The sequence below is a fragment of the Enterobacter sp. BNK-14 genome (assembly GCF_047456095.1).
Taxonomy (GTDB): Bacteria; Pseudomonadota; Gammaproteobacteria; order Enterobacterales; family Enterobacteriaceae; genus Enterobacter; species Enterobacter kobei.
In genome coordinates this window covers 3,530,409-3,544,884 of record NZ_CP179897.1, presented here as the reverse complement: position 1 = coordinate 3,544,884, position 14,476 = coordinate 3,530,409, and the positions used below count along the sequence as shown (strand labels likewise).

General features: G+C 57.4%; 13 protein-coding genes and 1 riboswitch. Of the genes, 8 read left to right on the top strand and 5 right to left on the bottom strand.

Annotated features, from left to right (window positions below):
* Together leuC and leuD are read left to right on the top strand one after the other, a co-directional pair.
* A complete protein-coding gene (gene leuC / locus ACMGGM_RS16855) occupies positions 1-1,401 on the top strand; it encodes a 3-isopropylmalate dehydratase large subunit (protein ID WP_014882532.1) in 1,401 nt (466 codons plus the stop codon).
* 10 nt (positions 1,402-1,411) lie between these two features.
* A complete protein-coding gene (leuD, locus tag ACMGGM_RS16850; protein WP_014882531.1) occupies positions 1,412-2,017 on the top strand; it encodes a 3-isopropylmalate dehydratase small subunit in 606 nt (201 codons plus the stop codon).
* A 92-nt stretch (positions 2,018-2,109) separates the two neighbouring features.
* Here the strand turns inward: leuD and ACMGGM_RS16845 are convergent, their stop codons facing one another.
* From ACMGGM_RS16845 to sgrT, 3 genes are all read right to left on the bottom strand, one after another.
* Positions 2,110-2,262: a Hok/Gef family protein gene (locus ACMGGM_RS16845; protein ID WP_010427008.1), complete on the bottom strand. Its 153-nt coding sequence runs from the start codon at positions 2,260-2,262 to the stop codon at positions 2,110-2,112.
* 217 nt (positions 2,263-2,479) lie between these two features.
* Positions 2,480-3,658, bottom strand: a complete 1,179-nt coding sequence (locus ACMGGM_RS16840) for a sugar efflux transporter (RefSeq protein WP_045134566.1) — start codon at positions 3,656-3,658, stop codon at positions 2,480-2,482.
* A 120-nt stretch (positions 3,659-3,778) separates the two neighbouring features.
* On the bottom strand, positions 3,779-3,931 hold the full coding sequence (gene sgrT / locus ACMGGM_RS16835) for a glucose uptake inhibitor SgrT (protein WP_014882529.1): 153 nt from the start codon (positions 3,929-3,931) through the stop codon (positions 3,779-3,781).
* 88 nt (positions 3,932-4,019) lie between these two features.
* On the opposite strand from sgrT, the gene sgrR reads away from it, so the two are divergent.
* The 4 genes from sgrR (at position 4,020) to thiQ (ending at position 9,098) form a co-directional block, all read left to right on the top strand.
* The gene (sgrR, locus tag ACMGGM_RS16830; RefSeq protein ID WP_045134565.1) at positions 4,020-5,675 is read left to right on the top strand and encodes an HTH-type transcriptional regulator SgrR; all 1,656 of its coding nucleotides are present in this window, start codon (positions 4,020-4,022) and stop codon (positions 5,673-5,675) included.
* A gap of 36 nt (positions 5,676-5,711) precedes the next feature.
* A riboswitch (TPP riboswitch) is annotated at positions 5,712-5,812 on the top strand.
* A 31-nt stretch (positions 5,813-5,843) separates the two neighbouring features.
* Positions 5,844-6,827, top strand: a complete 984-nt coding sequence (gene thiB, locus ACMGGM_RS16825) for a thiamine ABC transporter substrate binding subunit (protein ID WP_045134564.1) — start codon at positions 5,844-5,846, stop codon at positions 6,825-6,827.
* Positions 6,803-8,413, top strand: a complete 1,611-nt coding sequence (gene thiP, locus ACMGGM_RS16820) for a thiamine/thiamine pyrophosphate ABC transporter permease ThiP (RefSeq protein WP_059373552.1) — start codon at positions 6,803-6,805, stop codon at positions 8,411-8,413. The genes thiB and thiP overlap by 25 nt, the downstream gene beginning before the upstream one ends.
* Entirely contained in the window at positions 8,397-9,098 is a 702-nt protein-coding gene (gene thiQ / locus ACMGGM_RS16815) for a thiamine ABC transporter ATP-binding protein ThiQ (RefSeq protein ID WP_059373553.1), read from the top strand. Before thiP ends, thiQ begins: the two co-directional genes overlap by 17 nt.
* Positions 9,099-9,140: 42 nt before the next feature.
* On the opposite strand, the gene ACMGGM_RS16810 is transcribed toward thiQ, so the two are convergent.
* Together ACMGGM_RS16810 and araC are read right to left on the bottom strand one after the other, a co-directional pair.
* A complete protein-coding gene (locus ACMGGM_RS16810) occupies positions 9,141-9,908 on the bottom strand; it encodes a DedA family protein (protein WP_014882517.1) in 768 nt (255 codons plus the stop codon).
* A gap of 128 nt (positions 9,909-10,036) precedes the next feature.
* Positions 10,037-10,882: an arabinose operon transcriptional regulator AraC gene (gene araC, locus ACMGGM_RS16805; protein ID WP_014882516.1), complete on the bottom strand. Its 846-nt coding sequence runs from the start codon at positions 10,880-10,882 to the stop codon at positions 10,037-10,039.
* Between the two features lie 337 nt (positions 10,883-11,219).
* Here araC and araB point away from each other — a divergent pair, with 337 nt between their 5' ends.
* Positions 11,220-12,929 carry a ribulokinase gene (gene araB, locus ACMGGM_RS16800; protein WP_059373554.1) on the top strand — a complete coding sequence of 570 codons (1,710 nt, stop codon included), beginning with the start codon at positions 11,220-11,222 and terminating at the stop codon, positions 12,927-12,929.
* Positions 12,930-12,939: 10 nt separating this feature from the next.
* The gene (gene araA / locus ACMGGM_RS16795) at positions 12,940-14,442 is read left to right on the top strand and encodes an L-arabinose isomerase (RefSeq protein WP_414149177.1); all 1,503 of its coding nucleotides are present in this window, start codon (positions 12,940-12,942) and stop codon (positions 14,440-14,442) included.
* Positions 14,443-14,476 lie beyond the last annotated feature (34 nt).

Here is a 14,476-nt window from a genome sequence, read left to right as displayed (position 1 = left end):
ATGGCCAAAACCTTATATGAAAAGTTGTTTGATGCACACGTTGTCTACGAAGCACCAAACGAAACCCCACTGCTGTATATCGACCGTCATCTGGTACACGAAGTGACCTCCCCGCAGGCATTTGACGGCCTGCGTGCGCACAAGCGTCCCGTGCGTCAGCCGGGAAAAACCTTCGCGACGATGGATCATAACGTTTCCACTCAGACCAAAGACATCAATGCGTCGGGTGAGATGGCACGTATCCAGATGCAGGAACTGATCAAGAACTGCAACGAATTTGGCGTGGAGTTGTACGATCTGAACCACCCTTATCAGGGCATCGTCCACGTGATGGGGCCGGAGCAAGGGATTACCCTGCCGGGCATGACCATCGTCTGCGGTGACTCTCATACCGCAACGCACGGCGCGTTTGGCGCGCTGGCGTTTGGTATCGGTACGTCTGAAGTGGAACACGTTCTGGCGACGCAGACCCTGAAACAGGGCCGCGCCAAAACCATGAAGATTGAAGTGAAAGGTAAAGCCGCACCTGGGATAACGGCGAAAGACATCGTGCTGGCTATCATCGGCAAAACCGGCAGCGCAGGCGGTACCGGTCACGTAGTGGAATTTTGCGGCGACGCTATTCAGGCGCTGAGCATGGAAGGTCGTATGACCCTGTGCAACATGGCCATTGAGATGGGCGCCAAAGCAGGCCTGGTGGCGCCAGACGAAACGACCTTCAACTATGTGAAAGGTCGTCTGCACGCGCCAAAAGGCCAGGATTTTGACGATGCGGTCGCGTACTGGAAAACCCTGAAAACCGACGACGGGGCAACCTTTGACACCGTTGTCACGCTGCAGGCAGAAGAGATTGCGCCTCAGGTGACCTGGGGCACCAACCCGGGTCAGGTGATTTCCGTTAACGACAGCATTCCTGACCCGGCCTCATTTGCCGATCCGGTCGAGCGTGCCAGTGCGGAGAAAGCGCTGGCCTATATGGGACTGAAGCCCGGTGTGCCGTTGACCGACGTGACCATTGATAAAGTCTTCATTGGATCCTGTACCAACTCCCGTATCGAAGATTTACGTGCTGCTGCAGAGATTGCTAAAGGCCGCAAAGTTGCGCCGGGCGTGCAGGCGCTGGTGGTTCCCGGTTCCGGTCCGGTGAAGGCTCAGGCAGAAGCGGAAGGGCTGGATAAGATCTTTATCGAAGCAGGTTTTGAGTGGCGTTTGCCGGGATGCTCCATGTGTCTGGCTATGAACAACGACCGTCTGAATCCAGGCGAACGTTGTGCTTCCACCAGCAACCGTAACTTTGAAGGCCGTCAGGGCCGCGGTGGGCGTACCCATCTGGTCAGCCCGGCAATGGCCGCCGCTGCAGCCGTTACCGGCCATTTCGCCGACATTCGCAGCCTGAAATAAGGAGACAATCATGGCAGAGAAATTTACCCAACACACAGGCCGGGTTGTCCCCCTGGATGCCGCTAACGTCGATACTGACGCCATCATTCCTAAGCAGTTTTTGCAGAAAGTGACCCGCACCGGTTTTGGTGCACACCTGTTCAACGACTGGCGTTTCCTGGATGATAAAGGCGAAGTGCCTAATCCAGAATTTGTTCTGAACTTCCCGGAATACACAGGCGCGTCCATTCTGCTGGCGCGGGAAAACTTTGGCTGCGGTTCTTCGCGTGAACATGCTCCCTGGGCGCTCACCGATTACGGCTTTAAGGTGGTTATCGCCCCGAGCTTCGCGGATATCTTCTACGGTAACAGCTTCAACAACCAGCTGCTGCCCGTGACGCTGAGTGACGAACAGGTTGATGAGCTGTTTGCGCTGGTTAAGGCGAATCCGGGCATGGCGTTTGAAGTGGATTTGGAAGCGGAAGTGGTTAAAGCGGGTGAGAAGACCTACAGCTTCAGCATTGATGCATTCCGCCGTCACTGCATGCTGAACGGTCTGGACAGCATTGGTCTGACGCTCCAGCACGAAGACGCCATCTCAGCGTACGAGAAAAAACAGCCTGCGTTTATGGGCTAAAGGCAATGGCCCGCGAAAAGCGGGCCATTGATAAGGGTGCGTTGAGGCTCAACCACTCTGGAGAGGCGGGGAAACCTTCCCCGCCAATACCGCTAACGTTTTGCTTCGTAAGCCAACACTGCTGCCAGCTCTGTTTTCTCCTGTCTGAAATGCAATTCACATAGCGAATCACGCACCATCCAGGTGAAGATCAACAGCGTCGTACAGATCAGAAACAAACCTAACAGCAGAGTACGTTTTGGCATTCCAGCCTCCTTATTGCTTTTCGGCAATGAAGAGACTAACCTCGCAATGTGGGTTGTGAAGTTGGTCTCCCCATCAGTTTTATTGATGTGGGACTCTCCACTGTTTGCCTCTTGCGAAAGCCTGAGGCAAACAGCCTCAAGCACCCGCCACGCACTCTATGCGCCTTCCCTTCATCTGTCAGAAATTCGTTTCATTTCGTGAAGCCGCCTTCCAGAATCAAACATCCTTAACCCGGCATGTCAGCCCAAGCGTGATGACCGAAATCGCGGCAATCATCCAGTAAACCGAGGCATGTCCGTAGCTCTGCGCCAGCGCTCCCTGAATCACCCCCGCCAGAATGACGCCTGTCGAAATGCTGTTGGTGAAAAGCGTGGTCGCCGAGCCAGCGCGTCCCGGCATTAAGTCCTGGAACCAGAGCATGCCGATCCCGGCCACGATCCCGATGAATATGGCATTGAACAGCTGCAGCGCCAGCAGTGCTTCGCGCGAATGGAAGAAGATCAGCCCAAGATAGAACAACACCCCGGCGGCAACCGCAACCACCATCATTTTGCGTTTACCGAAGCGCTTTACGTAATATCCTGCAAGAATCATCGCCGGAATCTCCAGCCCGGCAGCCGTTCCCATTAAGATCCCAGCGAGCTTGTCCGGCAGACCGAGATCGCTGCTGATCCACAGTGGCATATCAATGATGTACATGGTATTGCAGGTCCACATCAGCGTGGAGGCGATAAACAGCATACGGACGTTTTTGTCCTGCCAGCCGCTCACTTGCGTAATCGGCTTATCCGTCGTCTGTTCGACGCGCGCCACAGACGGCAGCACGAAGGCAATCAGCGCCAGGCTGATGGCAAAAATGGCCGCGGCGATGGAGAACATGGCGGTAAAACCGTAGTTCAACGCCAGCATGAAGGCCAGCGGCGGGCCGATGACCCATGCCAGTGAAAGCTGAGCACGCATCACCGAGCTGAACATCACCACTTCCCGCGCGGAGTTATCCGCGTATTCTCGGGCCAGGGCGAAAAGCTGCGGCATGGCGGTATTCGCCAGCGATGCCAGCAGGACACCGCAGGTAATGAGCGTCAGGTAATGGCGATTGAACGCAAAGAGTAGCGCGTTGCCCACGGCCATGGCGCAGCAAAAGAGGATCAGCTTGCGGCGATCGCCCTGGCTGTCCGATCGTTTCGCCAGCGCGAGGCTGACCAGGATCCCGGCAATGGCGTTAACGGTGTAAAACAGGCCGACCCAAAACGGCTGCGCCCCCACCTCGCGGCTGAGGAACAGGCTCAACGTTGGCGCCTGCAACGCCCCCGCCACGCCCATCATAAAGGCTACCAGCATAAAAGCGGCATATACGCCATTCAGGCGGCGCCCCATCGTCATCAACCACAGCATACGCAAGTCCTTGTGAAAGCGAATCGAAATTGGGTGAAAGAATAAACGAAAAAAGCCAGCAAAAACATTTTGCTGGCGGGTGATAAACACCAATACTCAGTCACACATGATCGAGGCGAGTTAGCGGGAAGAAGTCGGTTTCGTAACGTCCCACTGCATCAGTTCTTCTAACATTTTCAGCCGCTGCTCTGCACACCGGCGGGCCAGCCAGGACGCTCCTTTTGTCGCTGAAAAGTACTGCTGATAAAACTGACGTGCGGTGGACCTCTTCATAATTTACCTCCTCACTTCATCGGGGAGAATTATTGGCCTAATATAGGGATAAATAAATTGCTGGTTTTTTGTCAGGAGTTCCCCTTTTATGCCTTCTGGTCGTCTGCAACAACAATTTATCCGCCTCTGGCAGTGCTGCGAGGGGCAATCGCAGGAGACCACGCTCAACGAGCTGGCTGACCTGCTCAACTGTTCGCGCCGTCATATGCGCACGCTGCTTAACACCATGCAGCAGCAGGGCTGGTTAAGCTGGGAAGCGGAGGCAGGACGCGGGAAGCGCTCACGTTTGACCTTTCTCTATACCGGTCTGGCGTTGCAGCAGCAGCGCGCGGAGGATCTGCTGGAGCAGGATCGCATCGACCAGCTGGTGCAGCTGGTGGGCGACAAAGCCGCCGTGCGCCAGATGCTGGTTTCACATCTTGGACGTAGCTTTCGTCAGGGCCGCCACATTCTGCGGGTGCTCTACTACCGTCCGATGAAAAATCTGTTACCCGGCACGGCGTTACGGCGTTCTGAAACCCACATGGCCCGGCAGATTTTCAGCGGCCTGACGCGGATAAATGAGGAAAATGGGGAACTGGAAGCGGATATCGCGCATCACTGGCAGCAACTTTCCCCGTGCCACTGGCGCTTCTTCTTACGCCCCGGCATCCACTTTCACCACGGTCGCGAGCTGGACATGCGCGACGTCATCGCCTCTCTGGAACGTGCCCGCAAGCTACCGCTTTATTCACACATTTCCCGCGTCCATTCCCCGACGGCATGGACGCTGGATATTGAGCTGTCGCAGCAGGACAAATGGCTTCCCTGGCTGCTGGGCTATGTGCCGTCGATGATTTTGCCCGCCGAGTGGGAGTCGCTGAACAATTTCGCCAGCCTGCCGATTGGCACCGGACCCTACTCCGTGTCCCGCAATAACAACAACCAGCTGAAAATTCTCGCGTTTGATGACTACTTTGGCTATCGGGCACTGATCGACGAAGTGAACGTCTGGGTATTACCGGATCTCAATGAAGATCTCAGCTGCGGGCTGACGCTGGAAGGCCCCACCACGGGAGAAAAAGCGGTGGAGAGTCGTCTGGAGGAGGGATGCTACTACCTGCTGTTTGATAGCCGCACCCACCGCGGGGCAAACCAGGCCGTTCGTCAGTGGGTCAGCCACGTGCTGTCCCCCTCCAATCTGATCTACCATGCGGAAGAGCAGTACCAGACATACTGGTTCCCGGCGTACGGCCTGCTTCCGCGCTGGCACCACGCCCGCCCGGCGCACTGCGACAGACCTGCCGGGCTGGAGTCCATCACCCTGACCTACTACCGCGAGCACGTGGAGCATCGTTTTATCGCCGGGATCATGGCCAGGCTGCTGGCAGCCGAAGGCGTGACGCTGGAGATCAGAGAAGTGGACTATGACGAATGGCACCGGGGGGAGATCGTCAGTGATATCTGGCTAAACAGCGCCAACTTCACCCTGCCGCTCGATTTCTCGCTCTTTTCTCATCTGTATGAGATCCCGCTGATCCAGCACTGTATCAACCGTGACTGGCAGCAGGACGCTGCCCAGTGGCGCGCTGGCGACATGAATCTTGCCGTTTGGTGTCAGCAATTGCTGGCTGAACAGGCGATTGTACCTCTGATACACCACTGGCTGATGATCCAGGGTCAACGCAGTATGCGCGGTCTGCGGATGAACACCCTGGGCTGGTTTGATTTCAAATCAGCCTGGTTTGCGCCGCCGGAGCCATAACGCTTTCGTAATATTCACCAAATCATTACAATAGCGCCGTTCTCAACGGGGTGCTGCATCACAGATGTGCGCTGAGATAATACCCGTCGAACCTGATCCGGATAACGCCGGCGAAGGGATTTGAGGCTGTCACTCAAAATCCTTTGCCACTCAACCCTGAGGTGCAAAGTGTTAAAAAAAGTTCTTCCTCTGCTGGCGCTGTTTGCGCTGCCTGCGTTCGCGAAGCCCGTCCTGACGGTCTATACTTACGACTCGTTCTCTGCCGACTGGGGCCCTGGCCCGGTAGTCAAAAAAGCCTTTGAAGCTGACTGTAATTGCGAGCTGAAATTCGTGGCGCTGGAAGATGGCGTGTCGCTGCTTAACCGTCTGCGTATGGAAGGGAAAAACAGCAAAGCCGACGTGGTGCTCGGGCTGGATAACAACCTGCTGGAAGCCGCCACGCAAACCAAACTGTTTGCCAAAAGCGGCGTAGCGGCAGAGGCCGTCAACGTGCCGGGCGGCTGGAACAACGACACCTTTGTGCCGTTCGACTACGGCTACTTTGCTTTCGTCTATGACAAAAACAAGCTGAAAAATCCGCCGAAGAGCCTGAAGGAGCTGGTGGAGAGCGACCAGAAATGGCGCGTGATTTATGAAGATCCGCGTACCAGCACGCCAGGCCTGGGGCTGCTGCTTTGGATGCAGAAGGTCTACGGGGAGAGCGCGCCGCAAGCGTGGCAGAAGCTGGCCGCCAAAACCGTCACTGTGACCAAAGGCTGGAGTGAAGCGTATGGTCTGTTCCTGAAAGGCGAAAGCGATCTGGTGCTCAGCTACACCACCTCGCCGGCTTACCACATTATCGCCGAGAAGAAAGACAACTACGCCGCCGCGAATTTTGCCGAAGGGCATTATCTGCAGGTGGAGGTTGCCGCGCGTACCGCTGCCAGCAAACAGCCGGAACTCGCCGAGAAGTTCCTGAAATTTATGGTTTCTCCGGCGTTCCAGAATGCCATTCCTGCGGGCAACTGGATGTATCCCGTCACCCACGTTGCACTGCCAGCCGGTTTCGACCAGTTAACCAAACCACAAACGTCGCTGGAGTTTACGCCGCAGCAGGTGGCCGCGCAGCGAGCAGCATGGGTAAGTGAATGGCAACGCGCCGTCAGCCGTTAATTCCCGGCTGGTTACTTCCCGGACTGCTCGCCGCCATGCTGATGGTGGTAGTCAGTCTGGGAGCATTCCTTGCGTTGTGGTTCAACGCGCCGGAGAGCGATCTGCTCGCGCTCTGGCGCGATAGCTATCTCTGGCACGTCATTCGTTTCTCCTTCTGGCAGGCGTTTCTTTCTGCCCTGCTGTCAGCGCTCCCGGCTATTTTTCTTGCGCGGGCTCTGTATCGTCGGCATTTCCCCGGAAGAGTAGTCCTGCTGCGCCTGTGCGCCATGACGCTGATCCTGCCCGTGCTGGTCGCGGTATTTGGTATCCTGAGCGTTTACGGTCGACAGGGCTGGCTGGCGTTGCTGTTTGCCCGGTTTGGTCTGGAATGGACCTTCTCGCCATACGGCCTGCAGGGCATTCTGCTGGCGCACGTGTTTTTCAATATGCCGATGGCAACGCGCCTCTTTTTGCAGGCACTGGAGAATATTCCCGGCGAACAACGCCAGATTGCCGCTCAGCTTGGCATGCGTGGATGGTCGTTTTTCCGCTTTGTCGAATGGCCTTGGTTAAGACGTCAGATTGCCCCGGTTGCCGCGCTGATCTTTATGCTCTGCTTCGCCAGCTTCGCCACCGTGCTTTCTCTCGGCGGCGGGCCACAGGCGACCACCATTGAGCTGGCGATTTATCAGGCCTTAAGTTACGACTACGATCCGGGCCGCGCCGCGCTTCTGGCGATCGTGCAGATGGCGTGCTGTCTGGTGCTGGTGCTGCTGAGCCAGCGCCTGAGCAAAGCGATTCCCCCGGGCAGCAATAGCCTCTCGGGCTGGCGCGATCCGCAGGATAGCCTGCACAGCCGCGTCTCCGATTTTATCCTGATCGTGCTGGCACTCCTGCTTCTGTTGCCACCGCTGCTGGCCGTTATCGTTGATGGCCTGAACAGGAATGTGGTGTCAGTACTGCAACAGCCCGTGCTGTGGCAAGCGACGTGGACCTCGGTACGCATTGCGCTGGCAGCCGGAGCGCTATGCGTGATCCTGACCATGATGTTGCTCTGGAGCAGCCGCGAGCTCTACGCGCGTCATGCCCGTAAAGCCGGACAAGCGCTGGAGCTGACGGGCATGCTGATCCTGGCGATGCCGGGCATTGTGCTGGCGACCGGCTTCTTTCTGCTGTTCAACACCACCGTCGGCCTGCCGGAAAGTGCTGACGGCATCGTCATTTTTACCAATGCCTTAATGGCCATCCCCTACGCGCTGAAAGTACTGGAAAATCCTATGCGGGATGTCAACAGCCGCTACAGCGTCCTGTGTCAGTCCCTTGGGATAACCGGCTGGCGGCGGTTAAAGGTGGTGGAACTTCGCGCCCTGAAACGACCGCTCGCCCAGGCGCTGGCCTTCGCCTGCGTACTCTCCATCGGGGATTTTGGCGTGGTGGCCCTTTTCGGCAATGACGATTTCCGCACGCTGCCGTTCTGGCTTTATCAGCAGATTGGCTCCTACCGCAGCCAGGACGGGGCCGTCACGGCGCTGCTGCTGCTCCTGCTGTGCTTTGGACTCTTTACCGTTATCGAAAAACTTCCGGGGCGTGATGTTAAAACTGACTGATGTAACCTGGCTTTACCAGCATCTGCCGATGCGCTTCACGCTCTCCGTGCGTCAGGGAGAGATTATTGCGGTGCTTGGCCCAAGCGGTGCGGGAAAAAGCACGCTGCTCAATTTGGTTGCGGGGTTTCTGCAGCCGGCAAGCGGATCGATAGTCATTGAAAATCGGGACCATACCCATACGCCGCCTGCAAAACGTCCTGTCTCCATGCTGTTTCAGGAAAACAACCTGTTTACCCACCTGACGGTGCGGCAAAACATCGCGCTGGGGATGCATCCGGGACTCAAGCTGAACGTCCCCCAGCGCCAGAAGCTGGAGGTCATTGCCGCCCAGATGGGGATCGCGGAATTTCTCGACAGGCTGCCCGGCGAGCTTTCCGGCGGCCAGCGTCAGCGCGTGGCGCTTGCCCGTTGTCTGGTCCGCGAACAGCCGATACTGCTGCTGGATGAACCGTTCTCTGCGCTCGACCCGGCGCTGCGCCAGGAGATGCTGACGCTTGTGCAGGATGTCTGTCAGCGCCAGCAGCTGACGATGCTGATGGTTTCGCACAGCATCGAAGATGCCGCACGGATTGCCCCCAGATCGGTGGTCATTGCCGAAGGACGAATTGTGTGGGATGGGATGACAGAAGAACTTCTGAAGGGTAACGCTGCCGCGTCGTCGCTGCTGGGCATCAGCGCAGTCTGATGCCATCACTCTGGCCCTCTCCCACAGGGAGAGGGAAACACATTAACGGCTCACCACCTTCAACAGGATTTCACCGTACACCGGCATCAGAGGATGGCGAATCAGTGCGACGAGCGCCACCACCGCAACGCCCAGCATCAGCGGGGCCAGCCACAAAAGACGAGTGCGCGGAAGATAGCGTGTCAGGCGATCGACACTGGCTTTCGCGCTGCGCCACAACCGCCAGCACAGCCACGCAGCCAGCCACAGCAGCACCGCCGTTGCCAGCAACAGCCACTTAAACTCACCGCTTTGCATGCCGTCAGGAATATCGATGGCCGCACCGGCCAGGATCCCCGGCAGGAAGTAGAACGGCGGCCAGAAGACGCAGCCGATGATGTTCGGCACCACAAACTTTGCAACGGGCAGATCCAGCATTCCGGCAACCATCGGCACCAGAGGACGCGTGGGTCCAACAAAGCGGCCGACGAGAATAGTAAACATGCTGTGCTGATGCAGCGCATGCTCGGTTTTATCCAGCAGCGCTTTGTTCTTTTTCATGAACGACCAGCGGTGCAGCGGCTTCTTAAAGCGCCAGCCCAGCCAGAAGGATATCCAGTCGCCCAGCAGGCAGCCGATTATCCCGGCCAGCCACGCCTGCCAGAAATTGACCTCACCGCTGCCAATCAGCGCGCCAAGACCCGCCATCATCACGGTGCCGGGCAGGATTAACCCCACGAGCGCCAGCGACTCCAGAAAGGCCACCAGCGCCACGGCGATGAGCGAATACATAACGGACTGGGTAATAAAGTGTTCCAGCAATGCCTGCATAACTATTCCGGTCAGAAAACGAATCAGCGATTCTGCTTAGCGCCCCGCACTGCGTCAAGGCAACAATTGTCTGAATAGTTTACAGGTAGCTTTCTGCGTTCACCTGTTTGTTTATCTTTTTTTACCGTTTATTCACATCCCGCGCGGAATTCACTCGGGCTGGCACCGGTGCATTTTTTAAAGACGCGAGAAAAATAGAGCTGATCTTCAAAGCCAACGTTACGCCCCACGGTGGCAATCGGCATCCGGGTGGTGCTGAGCAACAGTTTCGCCTGGCTGATACGCTGATCCTCACGCCAGCTCAGGACGCTGACGCCAAGCTGCTGGCGAAACAGATGTGACAGCCGTGACGGCGACAGACACACATGCTGGGCGACGCTGGCAATATCGAACTGACTGTCGGCGAGATGGTCGCTGATGTACTGGCAGGCGTCGCGCACGCGGTTATCCAGCGGAGGATTAAGCGACTCGTTAATGGCCTCCATCCGTCGCAGCAGCAGTTGTTCAAGCAGGTTTATCGCCAGCAGTTCAGCGTAGCGACCACCAGCCTGCCCCGCGTCAATAATCTGCGCGAACAGCTCACGGAACTGCGCCAGATGCACTTCATCCGGGCGATAAAAACCGGTGTGCGCAAAAATAGCCGGCCAGGTAAGCCACTCCTGCCAGTAGGCGCGCGGACGGAAATAGACCCACTGGTGATACCACTCTTTGGCATCCGGATGACGGCCGTAGTGGTGGATCTCCCCCGGCGGGAACAGCAGGATATCGCCGGGGCGGCAGACGAACTGCTGGTCGCCATTCTTGATGATCCCCTCTCCGCGCACGGTCAGGTTGAGGATATACCCTTTCATCCCGAGCGGTCGGTCGACGTAAAAATCGAGATATCCCTCAGCCTCGATAGGGGTCAGCCCTGCCACAAGGTGCGCGTTAAACGAGTATCCCGGCAACAAGGGATCGTTTTGCGTTTCGGCCATAGATTCAGTTCTCCCAACGGTCCTGAAGGAAACCAATTGTCCATATCACTAAAAGCAGGTCAAAAATGGTCTGCGAAAAGATCCAGAAAGCATCACGCCTCTTTTACGTCCGCCATGTTTCAGCCTTTCCCCCTGATTTCTCCGCCAGAGGAGGCAGATAAGCAGTAACAAAAGTGTCTATAAGTGCGGCAGAAATGTCCACATTGAATATTTGCACGGCGTCACACTTTCCGCTGTAACAGCAATTTAATCCATAAGATTAGCGGATCCTGCCTGACGATTTTTGTCCCCAGTCTCTAATGTTCTTCCATACCTGTTTTTCGGATGGAGCAACACCATGGCAATTGCAATTGGCCTCGATTTTGGCAGCGACTCGGTTCGCGCGCTGGCAGTGGACTGTACGACTGGCCAGGAGATAGCAACCAGCGTTGAGTGGTACCCGCGCTGGCAAGAGGGGCGCTACTGTGATGCGCCAAATAACCAGTTCCGTCACCACCCGCGTGACTATATCGAGTCGATGGAAGCGGCCGTCAAAACCGTTCTCGCGGAGCTGACGGATGCCCAGCGGGTCGATGTCGTTGGGATTGGCGTCGACAGCACCGGCTCAACGCCTGCCCCGGTGGATGCCGAAGGCCGCGTACTGGCGCTGCGCCCGGAATTCGCCGACAACCCGAACGCCATGTTCGTGCTGTGGAAAGACCATACCGCCGTGGAAGAGGCCGAAGCCATCACCCGTCTTTGCCATCAGCCGGGCAAAACAGACTACTCACGCTATATCGGCGGGATTTACTCCAGCGAATGGTTCTGGGCCAAAATCCTGCATGTCACCCGTGCCGATGCGACCGTCGCGCAGGCTGCGGCATCGTGGATTGAGCTGTGTGACTGGGTTCCCGCCCTGCTCTCCGGCACCACCCGTCCGCAGGATATTCGCCGCGGACGCTGCAGCGCCGGGCATAAATCCCTGTGGCATGAAAGCTGGGGCGGTCTGCCTCCGGCAGCCTTCTTCGATGAACTCGATCCAATTATCAATAAAAACCTGACCTACCCGCTGTTTACCGACACCTTCACCGCCGATATTCCGGTGGGCACGCTCTGCGAAGAGTGGGCAAAACGCCTCGGCCTGCCGCAGAACGTGGCGATTTCCGGGGGCGCGTTTGACTGCCATATGGGTGCCGTGGGGGCAGGCGCACAACCTAACACGCTGGTGAAAGTTATCGGCACCTCCACCTGCGACATTCTGACGGCGGATAAAGCCACCGTTGGCGATCGCGCGGTAAAAGGCATTTGCGGCCAGGTTGACGGCAGCGTGGTGCCGGACTTCATCGGTCTCGAAGCGGGTCAATCCGCGTTCGGCGATATCTACGCCTGGTTTGGCCGCGTGCTGGGCTGGCCGCTGGATCAGCTCGCGGCTGCGCATCCTGAACTGAAAAGCCAGATCGCCGACAGCAAAAAACAGCTTCTGCCACAGCTCACGGAAGCCTGGGCGAAAAATCCGTCTCTCGATCACCTGCCGGTGGTGCTGGACTGGTTTAACGGCCGCCGCACGCCGTTTGCCAACCAGCGACTGAAAGGGGTGATTACCGATCTCAACCTGGCGACCGACGCCCCTGCGCTGTTCGGTGGCCTGATTGCCGCCACTGCCTTCGGCGCGCGCGCCATTATGGAGTGCTTCACCGAACAGGGTATCGACGTGAATAACGTGATGGCACTGGGCGGCATCGCCCGTAAAAATCCGATCATTATGCAGGCCTGCTGCGACGTGCTGAACCGTCCGCTGCAGATTGTCGCGTCCGATCAATGCTGCGCGCTGGGCGCGGCGATTTTCGCCGCCGTGGCAGCCGGTGTCCACGCGGATATCCCCACCGCGCAGCAGCATATGGCGAGCGCCGTCGAAAACACACTCGAGCCGCGTGCCCAGCAGGCACAACGCTTTGAACAGCTTTATCAGCGCTACCAGCAATGGGCAAAAAGCGCCGAACTTCACTATCTCCCTGTCGCCGCCCCGTCAAAACACACCGCGGACACGACGGCAACCCTGACCCATTAAGGACACGATGATGACCATTTTTAATAATTATGAAGTGTGGTTTGTGATTGGCAGCCAGCACCTGTACGGGCCGGAAGCGCTGCAGCAGGTGACGAAACATGCGGAGCACGTCGTTAATGCCCTCAACGCGGAAGCCAAACTGCCATGCAAACTGGTGCTGAAACCCCTGGGTACAACGCCGGATGAGATCACCCATATCTGTCGCGACGCGAACTACGACGACAAGTGCGCCGGTCTGGTCGTGTGGCTGCACACCTTCTCACCGGCCAAAATGTGGATCAACGGCCTGTCTATCCTCAACAAACCGCTGCTGCAGTTCCATACCCAGTTCAACGCCTCCCTGCCGTGGGACAGCATCGATATGGACTTCATGAACCTGAACCAGACCGCGCACGGCGGCCGCGAGTTCGGCTTCATCGGCGCGCGTATGCGTCAGCAGCATGCCGTCGTGACTGGTCACTGGCAGGACAGCCAGGCGCAAAACCGTATCGGCTCGTGGATGCGTCAGGCGGTATCGAAACAAGATACCCGCCATCTGAAAGTGGTGCGTTTCGGTGACAACATGCGTGAAGTGGCGGTCACCGATGGCGATAAAGTCGCAGCACAAATCAAGTTCGGTTTCTCCGTCAATACCTGGGCGGTGGGCGACCTGGTGCAGGTAGTGAATGAAATCAGCGATGGCGACGTGAGCGCGCTGGTAGACGAGTACGAAAGCCGTTACCGCCTGACGCCTGCGGCACAAATCAACGGCGACAAGCGCCAGAACGTGCTGGATGCCGCGCGCATTGAGCTTGGCATGAAGCGCTTCCTGGAACAGGGCGGCTTCCACGCCTTTACGACAACGTTTGAAGACCTCCACGGCCTGAAACAGCTCCCGGGTCTGGCAGTACAACGTCTGATGCAGCAGGGCTACGGCTTTGCAGGCGAAGGCGACTGGAAAACTGCCGCTCTGCTTCGCATCATGAAGGTGATGTCAACCGGTCTGCAGGGCGGCTCCTCCTTTATGGAGGACTACACCTACCACTTCGAAAACGGCAACGACCTGGTACTCGGCTCGCACATGCTGGAAGTGTGCCCGTCTATTGCGGTGGAAGAGAAACCGATTCTTGACGTGCAGTACCTCGGCATTGGCGGTAAAGCCGATCCGGCTCGTCTGATCTTCAACACCCGCACGGGCCCGGCCATCAACGCCAGTCTGATCGACCTGGGCGATCGTTTCCGCCTGCTGGTGAACTGCGTCGATGCAGTTGAAACGCCGCATTCACTGCCAAAACTGCCTGTCGCCAACGCCCTGTGGAAAGCACAGCCAGACCTGCCAACCGCGTCAGAAGCCTGGATCCTGGCAGGTGGCGCGCACCACACGGTGTTCAGCCACGCGCTGGATCTGAATGACATGCGTCAGTTCGCCGAGCTGCACGATATCGAACTGACCGTGATTGATAACGACACCCGCCTGCCTGCGTTCAAAGATGCGCTGCGCTGGAACGAAGTCTATTACGGTTCGAAACGCTAAGTACGAAATGCCCGGTGGCACCGTGTTCACCGGG

Coding starts and splice junctions, on each gene's coding strand:
- leuC (WP_014882532.1), top strand. CDS start 1: ATGGCCAAAACCTTATATGAAAAGTTGTTTGATGCACACGTTGTCTAC.
- leuD (WP_014882531.1), top strand. CDS start 1,412: ATGGCAGAGAAATTTACCCAACACACAGGCCGGGTTGTCCCCCTGGAT.
- ACMGGM_RS16845 (WP_010427008.1), bottom strand. CDS start 2,262: ATGCCAAAACGTACTCTGCTGTTAGGTTTGTTTCTGATCTGTACGACG.
- ACMGGM_RS16840 (WP_045134566.1), bottom strand. CDS start 3,658: ATGCTGTGGTTGATGACGATGGGGCGCCGCCTGAATGGCGTATATGCC.
- sgrT (WP_014882529.1), bottom strand. CDS start 3,931: ATGAAGAGGTCCACCGCACGTCAGTTTTATCAGCAGTACTTTTCAGCG.
- sgrR (WP_045134565.1), top strand. CDS start 4,020: ATGCCTTCTGGTCGTCTGCAACAACAATTTATCCGCCTCTGGCAGTGC.
- thiP (WP_059373552.1), top strand. CDS start 6,803: ATGGCAACGCGCCGTCAGCCGTTAATTCCCGGCTGGTTACTTCCCGGA.
- thiQ (WP_059373553.1), top strand. CDS start 8,397: ATGTTAAAACTGACTGATGTAACCTGGCTTTACCAGCATCTGCCGATG.
- ACMGGM_RS16810 (WP_014882517.1), bottom strand. CDS start 9,908: ATGCAGGCATTGCTGGAACACTTTATTACCCAGTCCGTTATGTATTCG.
- araC (WP_014882516.1), bottom strand. CDS start 10,882: ATGGCCGAAACGCAAAACGATCCCTTGTTGCCGGGATACTCGTTTAAC.
- araB (WP_059373554.1), top strand. CDS start 11,220: ATGGCAATTGCAATTGGCCTCGATTTTGGCAGCGACTCGGTTCGCGCG.
- araA (WP_414149177.1), top strand. CDS start 12,940: ATGACCATTTTTAATAATTATGAAGTGTGGTTTGTGATTGGCAGCCAG.